Origin of the sequence: Sphingobacterium lactis, assembly GCF_011046555.1 — a bacterium.
In the GTDB taxonomy this organism is placed as follows: Bacteria; Bacteroidota; Bacteroidia; order Sphingobacteriales; family Sphingobacteriaceae; genus Sphingobacterium; species Sphingobacterium lactis.
Window position 1 is genome coordinate 3,413,354 of the sequence record NZ_CP049246.1, and the last position, 25,063, is coordinate 3,438,416.

A 25,063-nucleotide genomic window follows, 5' to 3' on the forward strand; every position below is an offset into this window, starting at 1 on the left:
TGAGCCTTCTCCGAATCGAACCCTTCCCGACCCTGCTGTTCGACCCTAAAGGGCACAAAAAAAGCAACTCTTTTGGAGTTGCTTATTTCTGTGATCCCGCTGGGATTGGCTCAGCCCCGCGAGTCCCGCACGCTATCCCTGAGCCTTCTCCGAATCGAACCCCCGACCCTGCTGTTCGACCCTAAAGGGCACAAAAAAAGCAACTCTTTTGGAGTTGCTTTTCTCTGTGATCCCGCTGGGATTCGAACCCAGGACCCATACATTAAAAGTGTATTGCTCTACCAGCTGAGCTACGGAATCGTTGTTCTTGTTTTCACTCGAACCCTTCGTTGTTTGAAGTGATGCAAAGGTAGAAAAAACACCGATACACACCAAATATTTTCTACTTAAATATCCCTATAACCAAATAACCCCCTGTTTTTCAGTTTAAAAAAATTCACTTAAAAACCCCGACGAGGTTATAAACAAGGCGTATTTTTGGCTGGATAGGAACTTTTACTCCTATTACCAATTTATACCCGTCTTAAAACTTTGCTTTGATCATCCGCGGCACAGCATTGATGTCGTTCAGGATCTGAACATCGGCAAAACCTTTCTTGAGCAAAAGGTCTTTGGTTTCCTCAGCCAGGTACTGATTGATCTCAAAATAGAGGACACCATCCTTTTCGAGATGCTGCTCTGCAAAGGAGGCAATATAATCGTAAAATAAAAGCGGTGCGGCATCTTCCACAAACAGGGCGGTGTGTGGCTCAAATTGCAGGACATTGCGGTGCATCGCCCCTTTTTCCTCCTGTGTGATGTATGGTGGATTACTTACGATGATGTCAAACCGCTGCTGATCGTCAAAGGTCAGCTCCCATTCCAGGATATCCAAACACTTAAAATCTATGTTCACCTGATGCTGGCGTGCATTTTCCTGCGCGACGTGAATCGCTGCAGCTGAAATATCCACGGCTTCCACCCGTGCATCCTGAAGGTGCTTGGCCAGACTGATCGCTATACATCCTGATCCGGTCCCGATATCGATTAGGCGTAATCCAGATTTATCCTGGGTATCTTTAATGATCAAATCCACCAATTCCTCTGTTTCCGGTCTGGGGATCAATGTATCTTCCGTTACGAAAAATTCCATCCCATAGAACGGCGCCTTGCCGAGGATATGTTGAATGGGTTTCCCCGATATAAGTTGCTCTAGGATAAGGTTGAACTGCTGCAGCTCCTCCCCTGTCAACGCCTCCTGCATCCGCAACGTGAGCTGCATCCGCTTCAGGTTCAGGATATGTTCGCAGGTAATATGGAACAGGTTCGTGATTTCTTCCCGATCGTAAATCGGAGAAAGCGAAGTTTCAAACTGCTGTCGTATGGAAAGAAGATTGCTCATGAGCCAAAGGTAATCATTACAGCTTCTTTTTGGCACCAGATTTATTTAACAAATTTTATGGTTCATTCCCTTCACATTCCCTGCGATTAATATGTACCTTTAACCATTATCAAGCACTATAAACCATGAAAATCACACTTTTACTCGTTGTTTTAGCCCTCTTTTGCGGAACCAGCTCTGCTCAAGTCACTTCCTATACCTTTGACCCCAACAATTTAAATAAAAGATTGGTTGCCCAACTGGATTCGATTTATAAGGAAGACCAGGACACGCGCATGCAGATCGTTCAGGCGCAGCAAGCGGGCGTTTCTCGGGACTCGTTATTGGCCATGGTGGAAGTTGCAAAAAAGAAGGACCTATCGAATATTGATTTTATGGTAAAATTCATCGATAAACACGGGTGGTTGGGTCCGGAAGTGGTGGGTATTCAAGGTGTGCAGAGTATGTTTCTGGTTATTCAACATGCGGATCTTTCCATCCAAAAGAAATATTATCCACTCATTCTGAAAGCGGAACAGGAAGGGAAAATGCTCTCCAGCAATGTCGCCATTCTGGAAGATCGCATGGCTATTCGTGAGGGCAGACCACAGCAATATGGCAGTCAATTCAGAACGGATGAAGCTAGTGGAAAAAACATCCTCTATCCCGTTGAGGACGTTGATCAGCTGGATGACTTCCGGAAATCCCGAGGTTTGCCCCCTATGAAGGACTACCTACCAAATTGGACAATCGCAGATTACCGTGCCGATTTAGCAAAATCAGAGGCCTTTTTAAAATCAATCAGTTCGAGGAAATAATAGCATATTCTAGAAGAAAAAAATATTACATTCCGTCAGTTCAGAAGGAAAATTTACCTGAGAATCGTTACATAAATATTTATTGTCATTCATGCTATTTTACCGTAATTGCATTAATATTTCAATCATCTACAAAAGTTTTTCTGAGAAAACACTACTTTTTTTTCATTTTTAGGCAAATTCCCACGTAAACCCATGAAAATATTTCTATTTTTAAAGCAATATTAAGCCCAACTATTATTAAAATGCCGTCAGACTTGTCCATGTTGAATACTCAAATTTTGGGTTTGATCAATGGGGATGTACGTGCTTTTGAGCAAGTGTACAAGCACTTCTCAAAACCATTGCTTCGCCATATCCATTCGATCACCAAAGATGAGGAGCAATCATTTGATATCCTTCAGATGACATTCATCAAAATTTGGCACAACAGACAGGAAATTGACCAAGAAAAATCATTTCAAGCTTTTCTATACCAGATTGCGAATAACCTTTCGATCGATTATCTGCGAAAGGTAGCGAAGGATTTGAAGAAGCAAGAGGAACTATGGAACAATAGTATTATCCACAGCCTATCCGTGGAAGAGGAATATATTATTAAAGAGAAAAAGAAAATCATTGAAGCAGTAATCGACCAATTACCGCAGCAACAACAGCGCGTTTTTCGCCTGATAAAAATGGAAGGGCACAGCTATGCCGAAGCAGCGGAAATCCTGCAGCTATCCCCTGCCACAGTTTCCAACCATTTAACTGCCGCCGTGAAGTCGGTTCGCGAAATTCTTACGAACAACAGCAACCAACTGTTTTTTATCCTATTCATTATCAATGGTTTAATTTAGTTTTTGATTTTTTTTCATTTTAGACTAGTGTGTTTTATATCTGGCTAACGTAATAGAAGAAATAACCAAAACTAGATTATGTCACAGAAAGCTGTATTTACAGAGTTATTGCACAAGTATGTTCAGAATACCATCAGCAAGAATGAATTCCAAGAATTCTTTTTGCTCATGAACCAGCTTTCAGCGAAAGACCTTGATGAGGCTTTTCAGCAAATTCAAGGCACTACCCCTACTAACGCACAAGATCTAACGCCATCCTTTCCTTCCGGAGCGGACCATGAAGCGAAACTTAACCAGATATGGAATCGCCTGGAACAGGAGGCAATTGCCAATAATGGCACCCCTATTATACCGCTAAAAAGAGAAAATCGTTTTTTTAATTATGGGAAGTGGGCAGCGATAGCAGCCGTGTTCATTTTGGTATTCGGTATAGGTTTTCATTTCTATAACCGCGAAACAGCGCAACCTGAAGCATTGGCCCAGGAGGAAATCCTTCCTGCGCAAGATGAATCGGTCATCACGCTTCCGAATGGCAAGGAAATTATCATCAAGGACCATATCGATGGCGTGCTATTTGCCGACGAGAATTTCAAGGTGGTCAAGAATGCCAACGATGAACTGAAAATTGAAGCCGTAAAGGCCAATGAATCGATTTCTGAAGTGTTACAATACAGTACTGTTCAGACCTCAACAGGTGGATTCAGCTCCTTCGTACTTCCTGATGGCTCCAAGGTATTCCTGAGCAGCCGCTCCTCCCTGAAGTTCCCAACAAAATTTGCGGCTACCGCAAGAGAGGTGAATTTAACAGGCGAAGGCTACTTTGAGGTGGAGAAAAATCCTAAGGCTCCTTTTCGGGTAGTGACGGAGAATCAGGTTGTTGAAGTTTTGGGGACCCACTTCAATGTTCGGGTGTATCCGGATGAAAAAGAGCAGTTGACCACCCTGGTGGAAGGGAAAGTGAAAGTGAGTGACAAGCGTTCAACTGATCCGAATGAATTCGTGATCCTGAACCCAGGAGAGCAGGCCACCTTTAGCAACAACAACTTGAACAAACGCTCCGTAGAAACGGATGTGGTTACGGGATGGAAAACCAACAGGTTCATTTACCGCAATAGCCACCTTTATACGGTCCTGAAGGATATCGAGCGCTGGTACGGTGTATCCTTCACCTTCAGCACAACTGAACTTCCGCAACAATACATTTTCGGAAATGTTTCCCGCGATGTGCCTTTAGACCAATTGTTGAAAGTTATTTCCTCCAATACAGGCTTGAAATTTACAACGAAGGAAAGGAGGATTTATGTGAATCCTTAATCCACCTTCAAATTATGAACAATACCTTGTCTATACCATTTGGATATAGATAACCAAAATAACCAGAACTACTAACTTTTAAGGCTTAACCATTCGGATCCAACCAAACCGGATTTTGAGCATTTGAACCAAATTTTTAAATTATGATAGCCAAGAAAATTGATGCTGATCAATTTGCATGTCAGGGAATTGGCAAACCGCGAAAGAAAAGGTTTGTCAGATTGCTTCGTTTGAAGTTTTTCTTTCTGACCTTTTTATGTGTTAACCTACAGTCTTTTGCGGCCATCTTTGGGCAGGAGATTACCCTATCGGTGCGGAATGCGAGCCTAAAATCTGTTTTGAACGAAATCCAGAAACAGTCGGAGTGCAATATTCTGGCAAATGAATCGTATTTCAGGAATGCAAAGGCCGTAACGGTAGACCTGCGAAATGCCACCCTTTCAAAAGCTTTGGAAGAGGTTTTCAAAAACCAGCCGATTACCTATACGATCCAGAATAACATCATCACCTTGGTACCTGCAAGATCAAATTCCGGGTCTACAGCGCCAGCTGCCGCACAGACCGTGGCAACGGGTACTGTACGTGGGAACAACGGTCCCTTGGAAGGGGTAACTGTCCGCGAGAAAGGGACCAACAACCGGGCCGCGACAAACGGCAGCGGACAGTTCAGCTTGCGCGTATCATCGGCTCAACCTGTGTTGCAGTTCACCAATGTGGGCTATCAAACCCGGGAGGTGACCTATCGGGGAACACCATTGAACGTCACACTATCGTCTTCCGATGAGAACATCGATGAGGTAGTTATCACTGGTTACCAGACCATCCGTAAACGGACATTTACAGGTGCATCCACCACGTTGAAGGCTGAGGATATCCGCAGGGATGGTGTTGCCGATGTCAGTAGAATGTTGGAAGGTCAAGTGGCCGGGGTAACCGTGCAGAACGTATCGGGAACATTCGGTGCGGCACCTAAGATCCGTGTCCGTGGTGCTACGTCCATCACAGGGGAAAATAAACCTTTATGGGTAGTGGATGGTATCGTATTGGAAGATGTGGTCAACATCTCCAACGAGCAGCTTTCCACGGGTGACCCGAGTACCCTATTGGGGTCCGCTGTTGCCGGTATCAACCCGGATGACATCGAAACCTTCGAGATCCTTAAAGATGCGGCGGCAACTTCACTTTACGGTGCGCGTGCGATGAACGGTGTGGTGGTAATCACCACCAAAAAGGGTAAAGCCGGTAAATTGGTTACTTCATACACCGGAAACTTTACAACTTCCCTGAAACCAAGTTACAACTCGTTCGATATCCTGGATTCCTACAACCAGATGAAAATCTTCAATGAGATGGATATGAAAGGTTGGCTGACCTATACAAACGTGCTGTTGCAACCTCGCTATGGTGTCTATGGAACCATGGCAAAAGAATTGGGTTACAACGAAGACACTGGAGGTTTCAATCTGACCAATGATCCGGATGCAAAGGCTAAATACTTGGACCGCTTTGCACGCATCAACACGAATTGGTTCGATGCCTTATTCAACAACTCTTTGCGTCATGAACACGCCCTATCCCTAAGTGGTGGTAGCGAGAAAATCCAAACTTATGCTTCGGCGAGTATCCTGGAAGATGCAGGTTGGGCAAAAGGAAACGAAGCAAGAAGGCTTACAGCCAACTTAAGAACAACATTCAAACCGAATGATAAATTAACGTATGGATTTTTGGCGAATGCCTATATCCGCGACCAGAATGCGCCAGGTACATTGCAGCGCTCAACCAAAGAGCAAGGTGGTTTCAACCGTGAATTTGATATCAACCCATTCACCTATGCCTTGAACACCAGCCGTACAACGCCAATTTATAACGAAGATGGAAGCTACTTCTACGTACGCAACAACTTTGCACCGTTCAATATCCTTGAAGAATTGGACAACAACTACATGGACATCAAGTCCACGGATTTTAAATTGCAGGGAGAATTACGCTACAAGATCCTACCATCCTTAACGTATTCCTTAGATGCTGCTTACCGCTATGTGAAAACATCGCAGGATCACATGATCATGGAGAACTCCAATATGCCAAGAGCATATCGCGCCGGAACGATTTATGATCCAGCGGGCGAGAACTCGACCATCGCGGCCATCAACCCGTATTTATTCCGCATCTATAACAATGCGGAAGCTCAACCGATTTCCGTTCTACCGTATGGTGGATTCCGGAACCGGAACACCGTTGATATGGACAACTACACCTTCCGTAATTCCCTGAATTACAACAGTAAGTTTGGTGATGACCACCGTTTGGATCTATTCGCATTCCAGGAATTACGCTATGTGGAGCGGACAAACTCGGAATACCGCGGTGTTGGTTATCAATATGAACGTGGTGGTGTTCCGAATATCGATCCGACCATTTTTGAATATTTCGCTTCCCGTGGGGAGACCTATTACGATGTACAACCGACCAGAGAACGCTATCTAGCATTCGCAGGAACGGGTACCTATTCCTACAAGGATAAGATCAACGTGGGCGGTACGGTACGTTATGATGGTACCAATGCGATGGGTAAGAGCAAGATTGGCCGTTGGTTACCGACCTGGAACGTGTCAGCATCCTGGAACGTGGATGGCGAGCCATGGTTCGACAATCAGGATGTTCTTTCCAGCTTAAAGCTACGTACAAGCTACGGTTTGGTAGCAAGTATCGGTATTGCGAAAAACTCCGGATTGGTATTGCGTAATTCATTGGCTCCACGCCCATACATTACCGAAAACGAACCGATCATGAACATCGAGCGCCTGGCGAACACTGAATTGACTTGGGAGAAAATGTACAAATGGAATATCGGTACGGACATGTCCTTTTTAAATGGCCGATACACTTTGACCGTTGACTATTACGACCACAAGAGTTTCGACCTGATCGGTGAGTTGAGAACATCATCCATCGGTGGTGAGACCATCAAGACAGCAAACTACGCCAACTTAACGGCGAAAGGTCTTGAGGTTACCGTTGGTGCAACCGTAGTGAAGAATGACGATTGGAGATACCACACTTCCCTGAATTTCGGATACAACGTATCGAACATTGAGGACCTACGCGGTAACCCAACGATCAATACCCTATCCTCTCCGAATGGTGGCCCATTACAAGGTTACCCACAACGTGGATTGTTCTCGGTGAAATACATCGGCCTAAATCCAGTGAACGGAGCACCAGTATTTGTTAATCAAGATGGCGTCATTGGCAATAATGTCTACATGAACTCTCCTTTTATTAGCAACCTGGTATATGATGGACCGATAGATCCTACCCTCTCGGGAGGCTTTAACCATATTGTTTCCTACAAGAACCTTCAGCTAAATTTGTTAATTACGGGATCTATGGGTAATAAAATCAGAATGAACCCAGCGTTTTTCGACAACTACACTGATCTTAATGCGCTATCATGGGATTTCGTAAACCGTTGGGTTCTAAATTCTGATAATGAAGTGCCATCCATCCTAGGAAAACGAGAAGCACAATTGTTAGCGGGTCAATACCCGAACAGTGCTTACAACTTTTCGGATCCCCGTGTTGCCGATGGAGGTTTCATTCGCTTGAAGCAGGTTCGCCTGAGCTATAACTTACCAAGCAAATGGGTTCAGGGCATCAAGTTCCAGAATGCTTCTGTCAGTTTAGTGGGGAACAACATCTGGTTAATCTATGCCGATGACCGCTTGAATGGCCAAGATCCTGAATTCTTTGCGTCCGGTGGTGTGGCTTTACCACTTTCCCGTGACTATACCTTTTCATTAAAATTAGGCTTCTAACCAATTGAAATCATGAAATTTAAACATATATATAAAGTAGGCATCCTTTCCCTGTTTGTATTAACGGGATGTAACAAATACCTGGAGGTGGATCCAGATAACCGTGCGGAGTTGAATTCGGCGAATGCGGCACGTGAGCTTCTTGCTACGGCCTATCCGCAGGCATCGTATGTAATGATCTCGGAGAGTATGAGCGACAACTTCTCCGACAAGGGACCATTCGGTGGATCCTTGGTTAACCCGGTCAACCGTGATGTGTATTTATTCCAAGAGAATATCCTGAGCAACGGCCCGGATTCACCGGACTTCTATTGGGCAGCATGTTATAAGGCGATTGCTGCTGCAAATCAGACCTTAGCCTACATCGAAAATGCAGGGAACACACGGGACCTATTACCCTATAAAGGTGAAGCCCTATTGTGTCGGGCATATGCACATTTCATGCTGAGTGTGTTCTTCGCAAGACCGTATGGCGATGTGAGCCCGGAGACAAATCCTGGAATCCCCTATGTTAAGGAAGTAGAAGACGTGGTATTGAAAAAATATAGCCGCGGAACGGTGAAGTCCATGTACGATAATATCCAAGCGGATCTTGAAGAGGGTCTAGCATTGATCGGTGATCAATCCGGAGCCAATTCCGACGCTTCCGCCTACCACTTCAACAAACGTTCGGCCTATGCCTTCGCAACTCGTTTTTACCTTTTCAAAAAAGATTATGCAAACGTAATCAAGTATTCGAAATTGGTATTTCCGAACGATGTATTGATTACATCAAGTATCCGTGATGTGGTATCCTACAGACCACTACCCTACCTGGTTCTGGCAGAGACTTGGTCTTCACGTACGCAACCTACGAATTTCCTGATGGCGACTGCGCCTTCACAAATCCACACCTACCCATCGTTCAGATACGGTGCTAACGGTGCTTTTGCAACAGCATTTATGTGGAAGACTCCGCCCGTTACGGCAGCAGACTATGCCTGGAACCTGTATGGCCAGGAGAATTTTTACAACATTCCGAAATTCAGGGAATACATCTATCAGGAGCAAATCTATAACATTGCTATCCTGCTGACTGCGGATGAAGTGCTCTTCAATTACGCCGAAGCGTGCATTGAGACGGGTGATTTCGCCAGAGCTTTTGAGCTGTTCAAACTTTACCTGAGCAAGAAATTGGTGCATGACCGGCCAAACGCTCCTGCAGATCTATATGAATGGAACCTGGAAGCGCAGTTCAAGACGTTAACAAATTCCAGCAAGCGGGATTACTACATTAACGCCCTATTGGACTTCAAACGTCGTGAATTTGCCTTTGAAGGCATGCGCTGGTTGGACATGATCAGGCACCGTATTCCTGTTCACCACAATGTGGTTGAAAATGCACAGGGAATCACCGTGGGAGCAAATGATCCACGTCGGATTCTTCAGATTCCTTTGGAAGTGCAAATGAGTGGTATAGAGCAAAATCCAAGATAACCTTAAGACCTTGAATGATGAAAAAGAAACATAATTACATAGCAACAAATCTGCAGGTCATGAAAACAGTGGCATGTGTCATGCTTGCCTTCATGGTGCTGAGTGGCTGTACGAAGGAAGACGCCATCCCTTCCGAGCCAATCCCAAACTTGGGTGGATATAAACCTGCAGGGAATCCAACGATTGACAGCTGGATTAAGAAAAATTTGACAGATCCATTTAATGTGACGGTGAAATATCAATATGATCCCTTTGAGGTCGATTTTATGAAGAACACGACTCCTGCAAAGGAAGAGTTCGTCATTCCGACCATGGAATTGGTAAAACAATGCATGATCGAACCGTACATCAAAAACAGCGATAGCGCCTTTGTGAAGAAGATCGTTCCGAAGCTATGGGTGCTTGTGGGCAGTGGACAATATAATGATGACGGGACGGTGGTTTTGGGTCAGGCAGAAGGTGCGAACAAGATTACCCTGATGGATGTGAACAAATATGCCAAGACTAAATTGTTCGTTCAATCCTCGAACCATACGGTTCAGCACGAAACCGCGCATATCTTGCACCAGACGCGTGTCTATGCGCCAGCTTTCAAGTATGTTAACCCGGAATATTATACGACCACTTGGCACAACTATACCGACAAGCAGGCCTATAATCTAGGCTTTGTACGGAATTACGCCATGGCATCTGCGGATGAGGACTTTGTGGAAACGATATCCTATCTGTTGGTCTACGGGCAAACCGCTTACGACAACCTGGTTAAAGGGTCATCGGAAGCTGGAAAGAACAGACTTCGCGTGAAGGAGCAGTTGGTTATCGAATATTTCAAGGAAAAATGGAATATGGATTTCCGTCAACTGCAAGCGGATGTGCAAGCGAGCATATACAACTACATTGAAAACCAGGGATAAAACCAGGAATTATGAAAACGAAATCACTAATTAACACTATATATGTTGCTGCAGCTGCCCTCCTATTTTTGGGGAGTTGTGAGAAGGAGTCCGGGGATCTGAGAAATTATGCTACCGAGAAGATCGATGCCAATTTCCAGAAGTATGACTCCCTTCTCACCAGCAGCAAGGCAGGTTGGAAATTCCTCGCCTACCCTAATATTGCTGAGTTCCCTTCCAACAAGGGAGGCTTCTCCTTTATGATGAAATTTGCGGAGAAGGATCAGCGCGTGACCATGGTCAGCGACTTTGATAGCGAGATGGGCGGAAAGGTAAGCGAGAGCAAATACACCATCAAATTCACCTCGTTATCTACCCTATCTTTTTCGACATACTCTTACATCCACCATATCGCGGATCCGAATTCCATGGTCAATGGTGGTGAGAAATTAGGCTGGGGAAACCGTTTGGATTTTGAGTATTCCATCTTAAAGACCAGCGCCAACCAAGATACGATTTACCTGAAAGGGAATTTACAGGCAACAGATGCGATTATGATCCGTGCCTCCGAACAGGAAAGCAATGCTTTGCTCAACCAGTTCCAATACGAGGATATCAAAGCTAAGTTTGCAAAAGCCGTTGATGGTAAAGTTGGTTTGCACGTTAAGACTGGAAATAACCTAAGCGTAATGACCCTATCACTGGACCAAAGACAGATAGTGTTTGCAAAAGACGTCAGTGAAGATTCGGTTTACATCCACCGAACGGGAATTGCCTACAATGGCACGAACAGCATTCTGTTGAACAAGCCGTTTAATTCGGATGGCATCATGGTTTCGGAAATTTTCCTGGAGAATGGTAAGCTAGTAGCCAAGGATACCAAAGGAACGATCGTGCCAGTTGAAGAAAGGGAGTTTCCAATAATCCCAGCCTTCAAAATGTACAGAACAGGCGCCTACTCCACCATCCGTATTCCTTATGACAATACGCGTTGGATTACAGGCTATAAAGCGGAAACCTTGGATTGGCCACACCGGACACAGGTTCAATATTTCCTTGGAGAAACCGCTGGTGCCGATTTGGGGATTATCCTTGGTGTTATTTCTGCACAGATCCGCTTTTACGATGTCACTGTTCAATTTAAGGCCGCACAACGGAGGTTCTTGCTGAACATTAACTTCGGATTCTATGATCCCGATCGTCCGAATGCTCCGGGCGCATCTTACAGGACATCGGATGATTTCTATGACCGCTTCACATTCCCGTACCAGTACCGCTACACCTATAACCAGGATGAAGTATTTACCATGTACTACGAAGGTCCACAGTTTGTGTATGCGGCACAGTTACCGAATCTGAAAAATGCGTTCAAGAACTCGCTGATTGACGGGCAATACTCCTTAAAATACACCAAGACCAATAAGGAACTCTTGATTGCCTTCTATGACAAGCGAACTGGAAATGTGTTGTTTGAAGGGCAACCATATTAATGATAAATAAGGAAATTAAGATGAAACAACTTATAGCTATAGCCCTGTTAACCCTATCGGTACTAACGGGCTGCAATAAAAACGAGTTCGAAAACTTTGAAATCGAAAAAAGTCACACCGTAACGGACAGCTTGCTGCAGGCCAAGTATATTGACCCCCTCTTAAAAGCGGAAGTGATTGAATTGACCCTGCGCCCAATACATAATGAAGCCGTTTCAAAATTTTACCTGATCAACAAGGGCGGTAAGTTTTCGATGTTGGGAAAATCCCGTCAGTTTGCCAATCCTGCAGCGCTGAATGTTTCCTTCGGGACATCGCCAGTAACAGCAACGGTAGACTTTACTGAAGCGTCGCTCTTTGGGGCCATCATCAGCGACTTGGGCCAAGAACTGACGCGTGGTGCAGACCACTCCTACGCCTTTGTCACCGCTTCGGAAGGATCCTTTGAGTTGGAAGGCATCCAATATGGCGATCGATTGACCGCAAGGATCCTTGACCCGAAAAGTCCCAGTGCGCAACATATCTTGAATAATGGTATTGTAAAGGATTACGATGATCAGGAAAAAGTATATCATGAAACACCTTTTATTGCATTTGATTACAAGGGTAAACCAGTACAGATGGTGGTGGATCCATTCAACTCCAGTGTTTGGGTGTTCTATTCCAATTCAACGGACTTCATGGATTACATTGTCGGCGTCGATGGCTATGAACCTCCCGTTCATGCAGGAATTACTTATTCGACATCGGATCTTGGAGACACCCTGCAATTCAACAACAATGTGAACCTCACACCTGAATTGGTATTGAAAGGTTTGGTATGGAATTCCGATAGAACAGCCTATACCGCTTGGTTGCAACAAGGCACATCATCCCAATCCATGGCTACAAAATCAGGAAAGCTTCCATTCTACTCCTTTACAGAAATGGCAACCTTCTTAAATTCACAATATCTGACAAGACAGTACTATCTGGAATCAGCAGGGAATAAACAGAAAATTATCTATGAAATTCTTCAGAAATTATCGATCGTTAAAGATTTCAAGGTCGATCTGAATAAAGTGAATACAGACCCTAACTATACGAAAGATTGGTCACCGGCAATGAAAACCAATCTATTGAAATTGGTTGCTAAAATCAACAGTGTCAATGCACCGATGAAGGTGACTTCATTCGAGGTCAATACACCGTCCAGCTTTTATGATCTGGGCGTATTCGTACTTGATTACCATATTGGTATTGCTCCAACTTTCCACTTTAAGCTTTCGGATGGGAGGCGGACGGATTCCATCACCTATGCTAATAATTTGGTTGGTGTTGCTTATCCACATGGTTCAAAGACCTATTACGAATACTTTGGTTTTGACAATCCGAAATCCTTTAAGATGGTAGAACCAACGACACAGAACCTGGTCGACGTATGGCCAGAATTCTATGAATTCATTAAACCATTCGATGAAGCTGTAGTGCATATCGATTATCAACCAAAATCAGCAGATGATGTTCTTCCTCGGATAAGAATGCACAGCCAGAAAACCGGCGATGTATTTTTTGGGGAAAGTTTCCTAAAGAAGTAAAGTAAGTTTCATTTTGTTTTTAGTAATTCCAATCCGGAGGAATTTTCCTCCGGATTTTTTATTGCTGTGTAGCATTTTTTATTTATTCATCGTACTTAAATTAAATGAATTAAATTTAAGTGCAAAAACAAGTTAATTCAGTTAAAAATCAGATATTCGCTAACTTATTGCAATAAATAATCATCCATTATTAACTAATTATTTTATATGAAATTAAAATTTCTACTCGCATTATCCGGATTGCTATTCACCTTTGGCGGGCATGCCCAAAAGAACGACTCCTTGGAACCCCAGAAAAGAGGTCAAGCATTCTATTTTGAAGGTTTAGGTTCCGGCCTGATTATGTCCTTTAACTACGATACCCGGTTCAACAAAAGAAATGATGGAATCGGCGGACGAATCGGCGCAAGTTACTTTGCCCTGGACCATGACGGAATCTTTACCTTGCCAGTTAATATTAATTACCTGCTTGGTAATAACGGTCACTATTTTGAATTGGGTGCTGGTGCTACCTTTCTATCCATTAAAAATGAAAGAAGTAGACATGCTGACGATTACGATGAAACGAATGAGGTGCTTGTCTACAGGGGAAAAAGCCAAAATGTTCTCGGTAATCTAACTTTTGGCTACCGTAGGCAACCCATTAACAGTGGTTTTTCCTTTCGAGCGGGATTTAGCCCTGTCTTTTTCACAGGCAATTTCATCCCCTACTGGCCACATGTCAGTTTCGGTTATAAGTTTTAACGGAAAACAAGACACTTAGGCTGAAGCGCCATATTCTTTTCCAGAATATGGCGTTTTTGCTTTTACCGTCATATCTAGCTAATATTTACCTAAAATCTAGCAAAACTTTCCCTAAAGACAGAATATTATCCCTAATTTGCACAAAGAAAAGTATCATACATATAACTATAATATATTTTGTTATAAGCACTCCGCCTAGTGCATTTAAGCATGAGAAATATTGAGGTACCGGAACTGTTGTTGGCCATACAAAATGGCGACGAAAAAGCTTTTGCTGAGTTGTATCGCAGATACCACGCTAAGCTTTACCGTTTCCTGTCACGCTTCAATTCCACAAACAAGGCCAATCCGTCCGATATACTGCAAGAGGCATTTTTAAGGGTGTGGTTAAACCGCGACCGATTGGGAGAAATCCAAGATTTTGAATCCTGGTTGTTCAAAGTTGTCAGTACCGAGAGCCTGACACTCCTGCGTAAAGAAGCACACCAAAAAGTGAAAGTTGACCGATTGAAATCCCGTTACGACCAGGAACTACTGCCGACCATGGAACAGCCTCGTTTTATGGAGCTGTTTGAAATCAAGAAAATCGTGAATGAAGCGATCCAGAACATGCCGGAGAAAAGACGTACGATATACCTCCTGAGCCGTGAAGAGGGCCTGACAGCATCTGAAATTGCTTCTAAGCTCCATATTTCCACAAACACAGTCTATAATACGCTGACATCTGCACTGAAAGATATCCGCAAATCCCTCGCGGACCAAAATTTCCAAACCTCGATCATGATTTTGATCATTCTCAAATTATTTTAAAAAAAATTGCACCGGCAATAGTAGTCCTCTACAAAAGTATATTCTATATCATGGAGGGCACACTAACCAGTGCTTTCATTGATTGTAAACCATGTACGAAAACCGAGCGTATTACTTAATTAAGCAATATTATACCCAAAGTTTATCCGATCAAGAATGGATAGAACTGGAAGCGCTATTCCATACTGAAGACCCGAAGATTCTTGATGCGGCTTTCATCCGCCTCATGAAGGAAGAGATAAACCATGACGTCGGTGAAGTCGATGAAGCACACCTTCAACAGCGCATTTCTGAAATTTTACAGGTCGATGTGCAAGAACAACCCCGCTCCTCTGATCAACCAATACGATTGCAGCGAATGAGCAAGTTAACCCGCAGCATGTGGTTTTCCATCGCCGCCATACTTGTATTGGTAGGGTTTCTTGCCGTGCTATTCTATCCCAAAAATCCCAATGAAACCTTATCCACCGCAGCTGTGGATACAGTTGTTACTGATTTGCTCCCTGGGCAGGACGGCGGTATCCTGAGTTTTGAAAATGGAAAAACCATCGACCTCAGCAATCTCCCGGAAGGAAAAACAACGCTGAGATCCTACGATAATATTGCCATTGAGGTCGAACGCACCAATGCGACCTATGCTCTCATCCAGGACAAACCAACAGCAAGCCTAATCTACCAGGAAATCGAAACTCCCAAAGGTCGCCGGTTTAGGGTTAACCTGAGCGATGGCAGCCGTATTTGGTTGAATGCAGGCAGTAAACTGCGGTTCCCTATTCAATTTGACTCCGAAAAAAGGGAGGTTTATCTTTCCGGCGAAGCCTACTTTGAGGTCGCCCACCAAGCAGATCGACCCTTCCGTGTGAAATTTAAAAACATGGATTCCTCTGTGGAGGTCTTGGGAACGAAATTCAACATCAACAACTATCCTGAAAACCAAGAAATTACCACAACACTGATTGAAGGAAAAGTGCAGATTATCAATCAGCACAATACCAGGATGCTTGCTCCTGGCGATGTAGCCGTGGCAACCTCAGATGGCAGCATTCGCCACTTCACAAATTCTTCGGCCTCCAATTCCCTCGCCTGGAAAGACAATTATTTTCAGTTTAACGAAGCTGATATAAAAACCGTGATGACGGAATTAGGGCGTTGGTACAACTTTGAGGTGGACTACGCCGGTAAACTCCCAGCAGAAAAATATTCTGGAAAAATAGGAAAAGACTTGACCCTAAACCAAGTTATGGAAATACTGGCCGGAACGAACATCCGCTACAAGGTAATCAACAAAAACCGGATTAGAATCTATGCCGATTAATGAACCATAAAACCAAAACATAGCGAATTACTAAAAATTGAATTATAAATCATAATAACTAAAATGACCAAATTATCCTTCAGAAAATGTGCTTCCAATGGTAGGTCCCATGACTTTTGGAAACGCAAGTCTAATCTCCTCGTTGCCCTTCAATGCTCTTTTATCATTGCAGGTGTATCTATTCAGGAGACCTACGCCGATGTCCACACGCAGACAACCGTACATGCTCCACAATCCATTGAATTGGATAAAATGCTGAAGACCATTGAGAAAAAGACAGGCTATGTATTTTTCTACAAATCAGCGGAGATCAAAGATGTCTTTGTTAAGCAGGTAGACATGGACAATAAATCTGTTACGGAAACCTTGAACGATCTGTTTGCTCAAACGGCCTTTAACTACACCATTAAAGGGAAAACCATTTCCATCAAGAGAAATGCGCGGGCACAGCAGACCGTTACTGGAACGGTGAAAGACGCTACGGGCAAAACCCTATCTGGTGCTACGGTAACCGTAAAAGGAACGAACAAGGCAACCTCGACGGATGTGAATGGCCAATTCTCTATTGACGCGACGCCTACGGACATGCTGACGATTTCATCGATCGGATTTGAGACCGTGGAGGTTTCTGCAGGCGCAGGGGCTGCCCTCCAGAACATTGTCCTTTCGGAATCTTCAGAATCCATGGAGGAACTGGTTGTGATCGGGTATGGCGCCGTAAACCGGAAGAACGTATCTGGTGCCGTATCAACGGTAAAAGGTTCCGACCTAGCTGCTGTTTCTACGACGTCAAACTTTGCACAAGGTCTTCAAGGTAAAGCTGCCGGTGTGCAGGTGATGCAGCCTACAGGTCAACCCGGTGCAAGTGCAACAGTTAAAATCCGGAATAACCCGTCGAACGCCAGTGCTGGTGTTCTTTACGTAGTCGATGGCGTTCCAATCAACGGTGGTGCAACCGTTCCGGGCACACCGGTTTCCACCCAAGGGAACCAAGATGTCAGTCCTTTAAACTTCATCAACTCCAATGACATTGAGTCCATTGAGCTATTGAAAGATGCTGCTTCCGCTTCCATTTATGGTGCGCGTGCCGGTGCCGGTGTGGTACTGATCACCACAAAACGCGGTAAAGCGGGTGCTCCTAAAATCGAATATACGGGAACTTATGGATTCCAAAAAGCCGATAAAATGTACGAAGTCCTGGATACCAGAACGTACATGGAACAGGTTAACAAAATAGGTCTGGAACGTTGGATGCAGAACAATAAGATTGGTCCATTCTACGGCAATGTCGATGCTTCCACAGTAACGCCATTTAAACCGCGCTATACCGCCGATCAGATTGCCAACACCCCAATGATGCCGAATGCGATGGAAGCAGTTCACCGCGATGGCTATACTACCCAGCACAACATCTCCCTATCGGGCGGTAGTGATAAAACAAGATACTTTGTCTCCGGAAATTATTACGATCAAAAAGGGGTGCTCTTGGCATCCGGTATGAAGCGCTACAACTTCAGAGCTAATTTTGATCAGAACATTACCGATAAAATCAAGACCGGAATCAGTGCAACCCTTTCCGATGGTAAGATCAACACCACCGGAACAGGTGGTTCCAATGAGCTGGGCGGGATCTTGACGTCTGCGTTGTACCATCCAGCAAATTTGCCATTGCGAAATCCTGACGGTACCTATCCAATAAATCCGCAATACCCGAATATTCCGAGTCCCCTTTCCTACCAGGATGTAACCAATGACCTGAACAGCTTCCGATTATTGACGAATGCGTACTTATCTTGGGAAATCATCGATGGCCTTACAGCCAAAGGGATGTACAGTTATGACCGTTCCACCAGCGGCCGGAATCTATACCTACCGAGAACTTACCTTCTTGGGGAAAGAACGAACGGATTCGCTCATATTTCCAAAAATGAGGCAGGTATAAAATTATTGGAATACACATTGGCCTACAACAAACGCTTCGGCACGGACCATTCCATCAATGGTGTATTGGGTTACTCGTATAATCAATTTAAAACGAATGCACTCAGCGCAGGAAACCAAAATTTCCCTACCGATGCATTCTTGTTCTATAACCTAGGTGCCGGTCAAAGTCCAAAACCATCCGTTGGATCGGGATCTTCGGAAAAAACAATTGCATCGTATTTCCTTCGCGGTATCTATACCTACAAGGATAGATATACACTACAGGCATCCTTACGCCGTGATGGTGCTTCGAATTTTGCGGAAAACAAAAAATGGGGATATTTCCCAGGGGTAGCTTTCAACTGGGTGATCTCGGAAGAAGGTTTTATCAAAGATGCCGAAGGACCGGTTAGTTTCTTGAAACTACGCCTATCTTACGGAGAAACAGGAAACAGCGATATCGCAAGTGCTGCTCAGGGTGCATATTCAACAAGCACCACCGGAATTTACTACGATTATCTTTTCGGTGATGGTACCACTCCCGCAACCGGCTTCGGAATAAACCGTTTGGCAAACCCGAACCTAAGTTGGGAAACAGCGAGGGAAATCAATGCCGGTTTAGACTTCGGTTTTTTCAATGACCGACTAACGGGTTCCGTAGATGTATATACCAAAACAATCGATGGACTCCTCTTCAATGTCGTAACGCCGGAACCTTATCAGGTGAAGGAACAGACCGTGAATGCGGGTAAAACACGTACCGATGGTTTTGATATCGCCATTCAAACCAGAAACATCGTGGACAATTCCGGAAACAACGGGTTTACATGGTCGACGAACATTAATTTTTCGCATTATTTAAGTTACTGGACCGAGCGTGCTCCTCAGACACTAGCCACGCTTGCACGCTATATACCAGCAACAGGTAAGGATGCACTTCACAGAGGTGCATATGGCTATATTTCCAATGGGATCTATAGAGGTGATGGCAATGTACCGGCACACATGCCTAATTTATTACCGGGTAGTTTGATTCTCGAAGACAGAGGCAGTTACGATAGCCAAGGTAATTTAGCTGGTCCGGATGGATTGATCAGTTCGGCCGATCAGACTTTACTGGCAAATCTGGATCCGAAATTCAATTTTGGTTTTGGAAACACATTTACCTACAAAAACTTCGACCTGAATATATTCTTCTCCGGTGCAGTAATGAAAGCTTGGAGTCCATACGGTCCGAATCAATTGTTCCGTATTGCCACCTTAGCAGCGAGCATGGGCAGTTTCGACTGGAATACCATGCCTATCAGTTTGGATAGATGGTCATACGATAATACGGAAGCCAATTTCCCAACAGGCTTGTCGGATCCAAGGTATGCAAACTTCCAGAACAACTCAGACTATTGGATGTTGAATGCCAGCTTCTTGAGATTGAGAAATGTAACCTTGGGCTATCAGGTCCCTGCAACATGGCTACAGGGGCAGAAGGTCATCAAGGGCGCGCGTTTATCATTCGATGTACAGAATCCATGGACCATTACAAATTATCCGGGATTGGATCCTGAGTTGAACCAGAATAATTACTACCCGCTAACATCAAGCTATGTAATGGGTATTAACCTTAGTTTTTAACCGTAGAAGAGTAGATTACAATGAAAAGAAAATATATAGTAAAAAGCTGGATGAAATACGGTGTATTGCTACTAGCGCTATCGCCGGTTTTCACATCCTGTGAAAAGAACTTAACCTATGTGAACCAACAGGAATTAAATCCTGAGAATTTCCCGAAAACGGAAAGCGATGCCGTTGCGGCACTAAACGCCATGTATTCGGGCATTATGCAGGGAAGCAGCTGGAGCGGCTATGGAGCAGCACAGCAGTCCATAACCACACAGGCCAGCCAAACAACGGATGAGGCAATCTGTAACTGGGATGATGCTGGTCGATGGAAAAAACTCAACATGTTGAATTTCGATCCAGATTTCACCTCGTTGACACAGCATTATTCAGACCTTATGCGTTATGTTTCGCGCATTACGGGCTTGATCCCACAGATCGAGGCCATTGACATGAACGAAGATAAAAAGAAACAGTCCGTTGCCGAGCTCAAAGCATTGCGTGGATTCTTCATGCAGATCATGTACCTCTATTACGGACCGGTGCCTGTGGTCCTGGATCCTGCGATTTTGAACACACCAGAATCGGCAGCTCAGCCTAGACCGACCAAGGAAGCGATGATTGGTTATATCGAGAAGGATTTCAAAGAGGCTATCGCGGTATTACCGGACAAGTTCACGGGTAAGGACCTGGGTCGTTTTTCCAAAGCAGCAGCACTGACGGCACTGATGAAATTGTACATGCAGGAGAAGCGGTGGGCAGATGCCATTGAAATGGGAAAACAAATCAAGGCTATTGGCTTCAGCCTGACACCAAAATATGAGGATAACTTCAACATCAATGCTAAGGGAGGAAACAATGAGATTATCCTTCCTGTTGTTGCCAATGCGACATCCTCGACTACAGCAAATGGCTACCGTCCGCATTACCTGCCAACAGACTATTACGATGTTACTGTGGGAGGTGGTGATGCGCCATGGGGCGGATACCGTATGCCTTGGAAAACGTACGATAAGTTTGACCAAGCTGATTATAGGTTGAAACTGCTGTTGCAGAAATACCCGACCATGAAGGACGGAAAAATTGTTTACCGCGATGCTAGAGCCGGTGGTGACATCGGTGCGGTGATGGATAAATATGGTCCAGATCCAGCAAAAGTATCTTCCACGTCAACTTCCATCAACATGGTGGTCTTCCGTTATGCGGATGTGGCACTATTGCATGCAGAAGCTTTAAATGAAGTGAATGGACCGACAGCGGAAGCTTATGCCCTGCTCAACGAAGTGCGTACCGTGCATGGGAAATTGGCACCTCACGCTGGGTTGACCAAGGATACCTTCCGGAAGGCCGTGCAAGATGAACGCTTATTTGAACTTTGGGCAGAAGGTGTTCGTCGAGACGATCTTATTCGTTGGGGACAATACGTACAACGTGCAAAAGATGATGGTTACACGCCTGGAGATCATGTGGTACTATACCCACTTCCACGGGCAGCTGTAAACCAATCCAATGGGGTTATCAAACAAAACCCTGGATATAATTAACAGTATCAATTTAGCAACCAAAGAAGTATTCGTACTACTTGAGAAATCCCTGTACTCTTTCAGGGATTTTCTTTTTTTAGGACCACAGCATTCCTATTACCAAGAAGTATGATTGGAATTTATTCGTGAAGTACTAAACCAACCGCTTGCCCAAAATCTTTAGGCCATACTCCTGTCCATCCATTTCAGCAATATTGGGAAGGTTTGCCCATTCTTCAAATCCAAAGCCCTGAAAAAGGCGAATGCTGGGTTCGTTGTGGGCAAAGATAAAACCCAACATGGTTTTGACTCCAAAAGTCGGTGCGCTCGCTAAGGCATGGGCCAACACAGCCTTGCCAAGTCCCCTGCCCCTTTGTTCAGGATTTAAGTAAATGCTGACCTCAACGGTCGCATCATACGCTGGTCGACCATAGAACGATTGAAAGCTGACCCAACCGAGGGTATGCCCATCCTGTTCTACGATCCACAATGGCCGCCGATCGGCGCTATGCTCCCTGAACCAATTCATTCGACTTTCCACCGTTACTGGTGCTGTATCCGCAGTCACCATTCGTGATGAAACCGTACTGTTATAAATCGCAACGATCGTCGGTAGGTCGGCCTCAGTGGCGTCCCTAAACTGCAAGAATTCCTTTTCCATTTTCCGGTAGCATTAATGGGGGCTAATTTAGGAATTGACAGCCTTATTTTCTACGAATTTGCAACTTTACACCCAACGAAAGTCCTAAATAATCCCGTAGACTCAAGTATCTGTTCTGAATGCGACTGATTAGATAAAGATCATTGGTATGCAGGTCGTAGTAGAATTTGACTCCTTCAAAATAAGAAGTTCCTGATGGAAAGGAGTATGTGAAATCCTGACCGACAAATGCATTGAACCGTAGTTTTGTAGAAAAGGTATAATAATCCGAAGGGTATTTATCCGGTGCGCTGAACCAGAATTGCTTCCCCACGGTGGTGCTGACATATAGACCGGTCCGCAAGGGATGGTAATCGATTTGCTCATTTACTTTCACCTGGAAAGGCGTATAGGTTTGGCGTAGCGTCAATGTTGTTTTTATACGGTCAGTATCATATTTTGGCACAAACCCCACCAAAAAGTCCGTTGACCATTGGTCCTTACGACCATAATCCCATCCAATACCTAATGCCACGACCCCAATACTACCGGCATGTTGGACCATATAGTTGGAGGGTATAAACGATAGACCGGATTGCTTCAGGCTCTTTTCCTTTTTGGGAACTCCATTGACCGCAATTGTCGTATCGGCAACATGGGATTTCGCAGAATAGGGCAATGCCAACCCCAAAAACAGCAGGAAAACCGGCAAGGCATTAAAATGAAACAAGTTCATGGGTATATGAATTCGGGGTAATGGTAAAAATTAGAAATTGGCGCTTCCCGATATTGGGCGTGCCGTAATAGCGAATGCCATCATCAAACAGGTCGAGCACTTCATACCGGTGGTCATGTCCATGATTGGCATAAAGTAAATTGGGAAACCGCGTAATGCTGTAATGGAACACATCCTTAACATTGTTATTGAACTGCTCTGACGTCGGCTTGGCATGCATCACAACAACTGTTTTATCGTATTCCCCGACTCGCTTGGTTTCCTCATCCCGCAGAAAAGCAAAATCAGGAATCGGCACCGAATAGTTAGCTTCCAGCGCATTGGTATTCATGCAGATGAATTTGGTCTTCCCTGCGATGAAACTGAAGTTCAGTGCTCCGAAGACATTGGAAAAGATTTCTTCCCCATTACCCAATCCATCATGGTTACCGATCAAAGCGACATAGGGAATTTTCAGTTTCTCCAGAATATCACGTTGCCAGATAAATTCCTTGGTGATGCCAAAATCGGTGAGATCCCCACCATGAATCACAAAATCCAGATCATTACGTTTATTGGTGGATTTCACAAAATCTTCCAACTCATCATGCCAACGCTGGGAATCACTGATAAAAGCATAACGGATGGTATCCTTTTTTGCCGATTGCCGCTCTATGCGTGCAATATTACGGTTATTGATCTGTTTTGCTCCTTTAATATCCCCATCATAGGGATGGATATCGAACATATCGCAGGCCTGCAAAACAAGCAGGCACATCAATCCAATTACGGCCTTCGGCACATTACTCATAGCTCAAATTCAATTATTTTTCCTCGAAAATTTATGTTAAAAAAGTCTCCATTTGACACCAAGTTGGTACTGTTGGAGGTCAGAATGGTGGGAAGACAAGTGGTCGATATCTCCGATATGGCGATACCTGAAATAAAATCGGCTAATTTCAAAGCCTAGGGTGTACCCTATTTTACTGCCATCGCGGAATGCATCGCCTCTATTTCTCATCGTATAGCTATTTCCATTCAGCAATTTGTTGTATTCTGCTCCAGCAAATACCGACAATTGGGGTATGAGCTCAAACTTCAAGAGGACAGGCACACTGAAATATTGCAAGCTTTTATTGCCATGCTCGATACTGTTCCCAATATCCGCTCCCGCATCTAACGTATGGACGCGAGCAATGCTGAATTGTGGTTCCGGTTGGATGCTCAGCCGGTTCGTGATCGGAAAATTAAGATAGCCGCCAACCTGCAAACCCAACTTATGCTGTGAGCGATAATACGGACCATCCCCTTTCGAAAGGTTACCTCCGAGGAGAAGACCTGCGCCAATTTGTGCATCAGCATGTCGGACAGAAAGAAAAAGAACACTTACAATAAGCAATACAATTCGGCACATAAAATGGGGTACTACGCTGTTAAATAATCTATATACGGCCTAAAGGTATTATTTTATTTTACTTATTGACCAATGAGAAAAATAAGTCAACATTATTATGACACATTTAACCGAAACAAACAATTAGTTGTCCAGAATCGTTCAAGCGGAAAATCTGCTGACAAATAGATGTCACCAGCAAAGGCTAGATTCGAAAAAAAAATAATTATGAAACACCAAATCATTGAATCATTCCATGTAATCGGAATCTCCACACGTACAACTAACGTGAATGGCCAATCGGCTAAGGACATCGAGGCACTCTGGGTTAAATTTTGGACCGAGAAAATTCAAGAATAGATCCCGAATCAAATGAGTTCTGATTTTTATGCCGTTTATACAGATTATGAATCCGACCATACAGGTTATTATACCACCATCATCGGATCGGCTGTCGCCCAATTGGATGAGATACCGGAAGGATTTGTGGGGGTAACCATTCCTCGGACAACCTACAAAAAGATCATTTCCAAAGGAAAGATGCCAGAGGCCATAGGAAAGACATGGATGGAAATTTGGCAGGACACCACAATAAAGCGAACCTATAAAGCTGATTTTACGGTACATGGGGAGAAATATTTCCATGGCGAAGAAGCTGAGGTTGAGACGTTCCTGTCTGTAGAGGAGTAACAAAACTTGGTCATGATATCCGAATTGCTCCTTGAGAATGACCAAGATTAATTCTTGATGTTTTTTAGGAGCAATATGGAAAATCTTATCGTCGAATTATGTTCAAATTTC

At 44.2% G+C, this 25,063-nt stretch carries 20 protein-coding genes and 1 tRNA gene; 15 read left to right on the top strand and 6 right to left on the bottom strand.

Translation table 11 applies throughout. The annotated features are described in order from the left end of the window. Positions 1-227 precede the first annotated feature (227 nt). Both G6N79_RS14920 and prmC read right to left on the bottom strand, forming a co-directional pair. Positions 228-300, bottom strand: a tRNA-Lys gene (locus G6N79_RS14920). 223 nt (positions 301-523) lie between these two features. Further along, on the bottom strand, positions 524-1,381 hold the full coding sequence (gene prmC, locus G6N79_RS14925; RefSeq protein ID WP_103906003.1) for a peptide chain release factor N(5)-glutamine methyltransferase: 858 nt from the start codon (positions 1,379-1,381) through the stop codon (positions 524-526). Positions 1,382-1,506: 125 nt separating this feature from the next. Here prmC and G6N79_RS14930 point away from each other — a divergent pair, with 125 nt between their 5' ends. The 13 genes from G6N79_RS14930 to G6N79_RS14990 all read left to right on the top strand — a co-directional run bounded on the left by G6N79_RS14930 (position 1,507) and on the right by G6N79_RS14990 (position 21,535). Continuing rightward, positions 1,507-2,178 carry a DUF6624 domain-containing protein gene (locus tag G6N79_RS14930; RefSeq protein WP_103906004.1) on the top strand — a complete coding sequence of 224 codons (672 nt, stop codon included), beginning with the start codon at positions 1,507-1,509 and terminating at the stop codon, positions 2,176-2,178. A gap of 263 nt (positions 2,179-2,441) precedes the next feature. Next, positions 2,442-3,017, top strand: a complete 576-nt coding sequence (locus G6N79_RS14935) for an RNA polymerase sigma factor (RefSeq protein WP_164527217.1) — start codon at positions 2,442-2,444, stop codon at positions 3,015-3,017. 78 nt (positions 3,018-3,095) lie between these two features. Then, complete coding sequence (locus G6N79_RS14940) at positions 3,096-4,331, top strand: FecR family protein (RefSeq protein ID WP_103906006.1); 1,236 nt, start codon at positions 3,096-3,098, stop codon at positions 4,329-4,331. Positions 4,332-4,474: 143 nt separating this feature from the next. Next, a complete protein-coding gene (locus tag G6N79_RS14945; protein WP_103906007.1) occupies positions 4,475-8,149 on the top strand; it encodes a SusC/RagA family TonB-linked outer membrane protein in 3,675 nt (1,224 codons plus the stop codon). Between the two features lie 12 nt (positions 8,150-8,161). Continuing rightward, positions 8,162-9,625 (top strand): RagB/SusD family nutrient uptake outer membrane protein, encoded by a 1,464-nt coding sequence (locus G6N79_RS14950; protein WP_103906008.1) that lies wholly within the window; start codon positions 8,162-8,164, stop codon positions 9,623-9,625. Between the two features lie 14 nt (positions 9,626-9,639). After that, on the top strand, positions 9,640-10,539 hold the full coding sequence (locus G6N79_RS14955) for a substrate import-associated zinc metallohydrolase lipoprotein (RefSeq protein WP_103906009.1): 900 nt from the start codon (positions 9,640-9,642) through the stop codon (positions 10,537-10,539). An 11-nt stretch (positions 10,540-10,550) separates the two neighbouring features. Further along, positions 10,551-12,008 (top strand): DUF4302 domain-containing protein, encoded by a 1,458-nt coding sequence (locus G6N79_RS14960; RefSeq protein WP_103906010.1) that lies wholly within the window; start codon positions 10,551-10,553, stop codon positions 12,006-12,008. Between the two features lie 20 nt (positions 12,009-12,028). After that, positions 12,029-13,585: a hypothetical protein gene (locus G6N79_RS14965; protein ID WP_146060606.1), complete on the top strand. Its 1,557-nt coding sequence runs from the start codon at positions 12,029-12,031 to the stop codon at positions 13,583-13,585. A gap of 207 nt (positions 13,586-13,792) precedes the next feature. After that, positions 13,793-14,329 carry a hypothetical protein gene (locus tag G6N79_RS14970; RefSeq protein ID WP_103906012.1) on the top strand — a complete coding sequence of 179 codons (537 nt, stop codon included), beginning with the start codon at positions 13,793-13,795 and terminating at the stop codon, positions 14,327-14,329. Positions 14,330-14,539: 210 nt separating this feature from the next. After that, positions 14,540-15,139, top strand: a complete 600-nt coding sequence (locus tag G6N79_RS14975) for an RNA polymerase sigma factor (RefSeq protein WP_103906013.1) — start codon at positions 14,540-14,542, stop codon at positions 15,137-15,139. A 91-nt stretch (positions 15,140-15,230) separates the two neighbouring features. Beyond that, positions 15,231-16,454: a FecR family protein gene (locus tag G6N79_RS14980; protein WP_103906014.1), complete on the top strand. Its 1,224-nt coding sequence runs from the start codon at positions 15,231-15,233 to the stop codon at positions 16,452-16,454. 63 nt (positions 16,455-16,517) lie between these two features. Next, a complete protein-coding gene (locus G6N79_RS14985; RefSeq protein WP_103906015.1) occupies positions 16,518-20,006 on the top strand; it encodes a TonB-dependent receptor in 3,489 nt (1,162 codons plus the stop codon). Positions 20,007-20,026: 20 nt separating this feature from the next. After that, on the top strand, positions 20,027-21,535 hold the full coding sequence (locus G6N79_RS14990) for a RagB/SusD family nutrient uptake outer membrane protein (protein WP_103906016.1): 1,509 nt from the start codon (positions 20,027-20,029) through the stop codon (positions 21,533-21,535). 133 nt (positions 21,536-21,668) lie between these two features. On the opposite strand, the gene G6N79_RS14995 is transcribed toward G6N79_RS14990, so the two are convergent. From G6N79_RS14995 to G6N79_RS15010, 4 genes are read right to left on the bottom strand one after another with little or no spacing between them, the layout of a single operon-like run. Continuing rightward, positions 21,669-22,175 carry a GNAT family N-acetyltransferase gene (locus tag G6N79_RS14995; RefSeq protein WP_103906017.1) on the bottom strand — a complete coding sequence of 169 codons (507 nt, stop codon included), beginning with the start codon at positions 22,173-22,175 and terminating at the stop codon, positions 21,669-21,671. A 43-nt stretch (positions 22,176-22,218) separates the two neighbouring features. Then, a complete protein-coding gene (locus G6N79_RS15000; protein WP_103906018.1) occupies positions 22,219-22,890 on the bottom strand; it encodes a hypothetical protein in 672 nt (223 codons plus the stop codon). Further along, positions 22,871-23,680 carry a metallophosphoesterase family protein gene (locus G6N79_RS15005; RefSeq protein ID WP_103906019.1) on the bottom strand — a complete coding sequence of 270 codons (810 nt, stop codon included), beginning with the start codon at positions 23,678-23,680 and terminating at the stop codon, positions 22,871-22,873. The genes G6N79_RS15000 and G6N79_RS15005 overlap by 20 nt, the downstream gene beginning before the upstream one ends. A gap of 36 nt (positions 23,681-23,716) precedes the next feature. Beyond that, the gene (locus G6N79_RS15010; protein ID WP_103906020.1) at positions 23,717-24,283 is read right to left on the bottom strand and encodes an outer membrane beta-barrel protein; all 567 of its coding nucleotides are present in this window, start codon (positions 24,281-24,283) and stop codon (positions 23,717-23,719) included. 207 nt (positions 24,284-24,490) lie between these two features. Here G6N79_RS15010 and G6N79_RS17650 point away from each other — a divergent pair, with 207 nt between their 5' ends. Then, on the top strand, positions 24,491-24,622 hold the full coding sequence (locus G6N79_RS17650; protein WP_234993183.1) for a GyrI-like domain-containing protein: 132 nt from the start codon (positions 24,491-24,493) through the stop codon (positions 24,620-24,622). Positions 24,623-24,634: 12 nt separating this feature from the next. After that, positions 24,635-24,952 (top strand): GyrI-like domain-containing protein, encoded by a 318-nt coding sequence (locus G6N79_RS15015; RefSeq protein ID WP_200818775.1) that lies wholly within the window; start codon positions 24,635-24,637, stop codon positions 24,950-24,952. Positions 24,953-25,063: the final 111 nt, after the last annotated feature.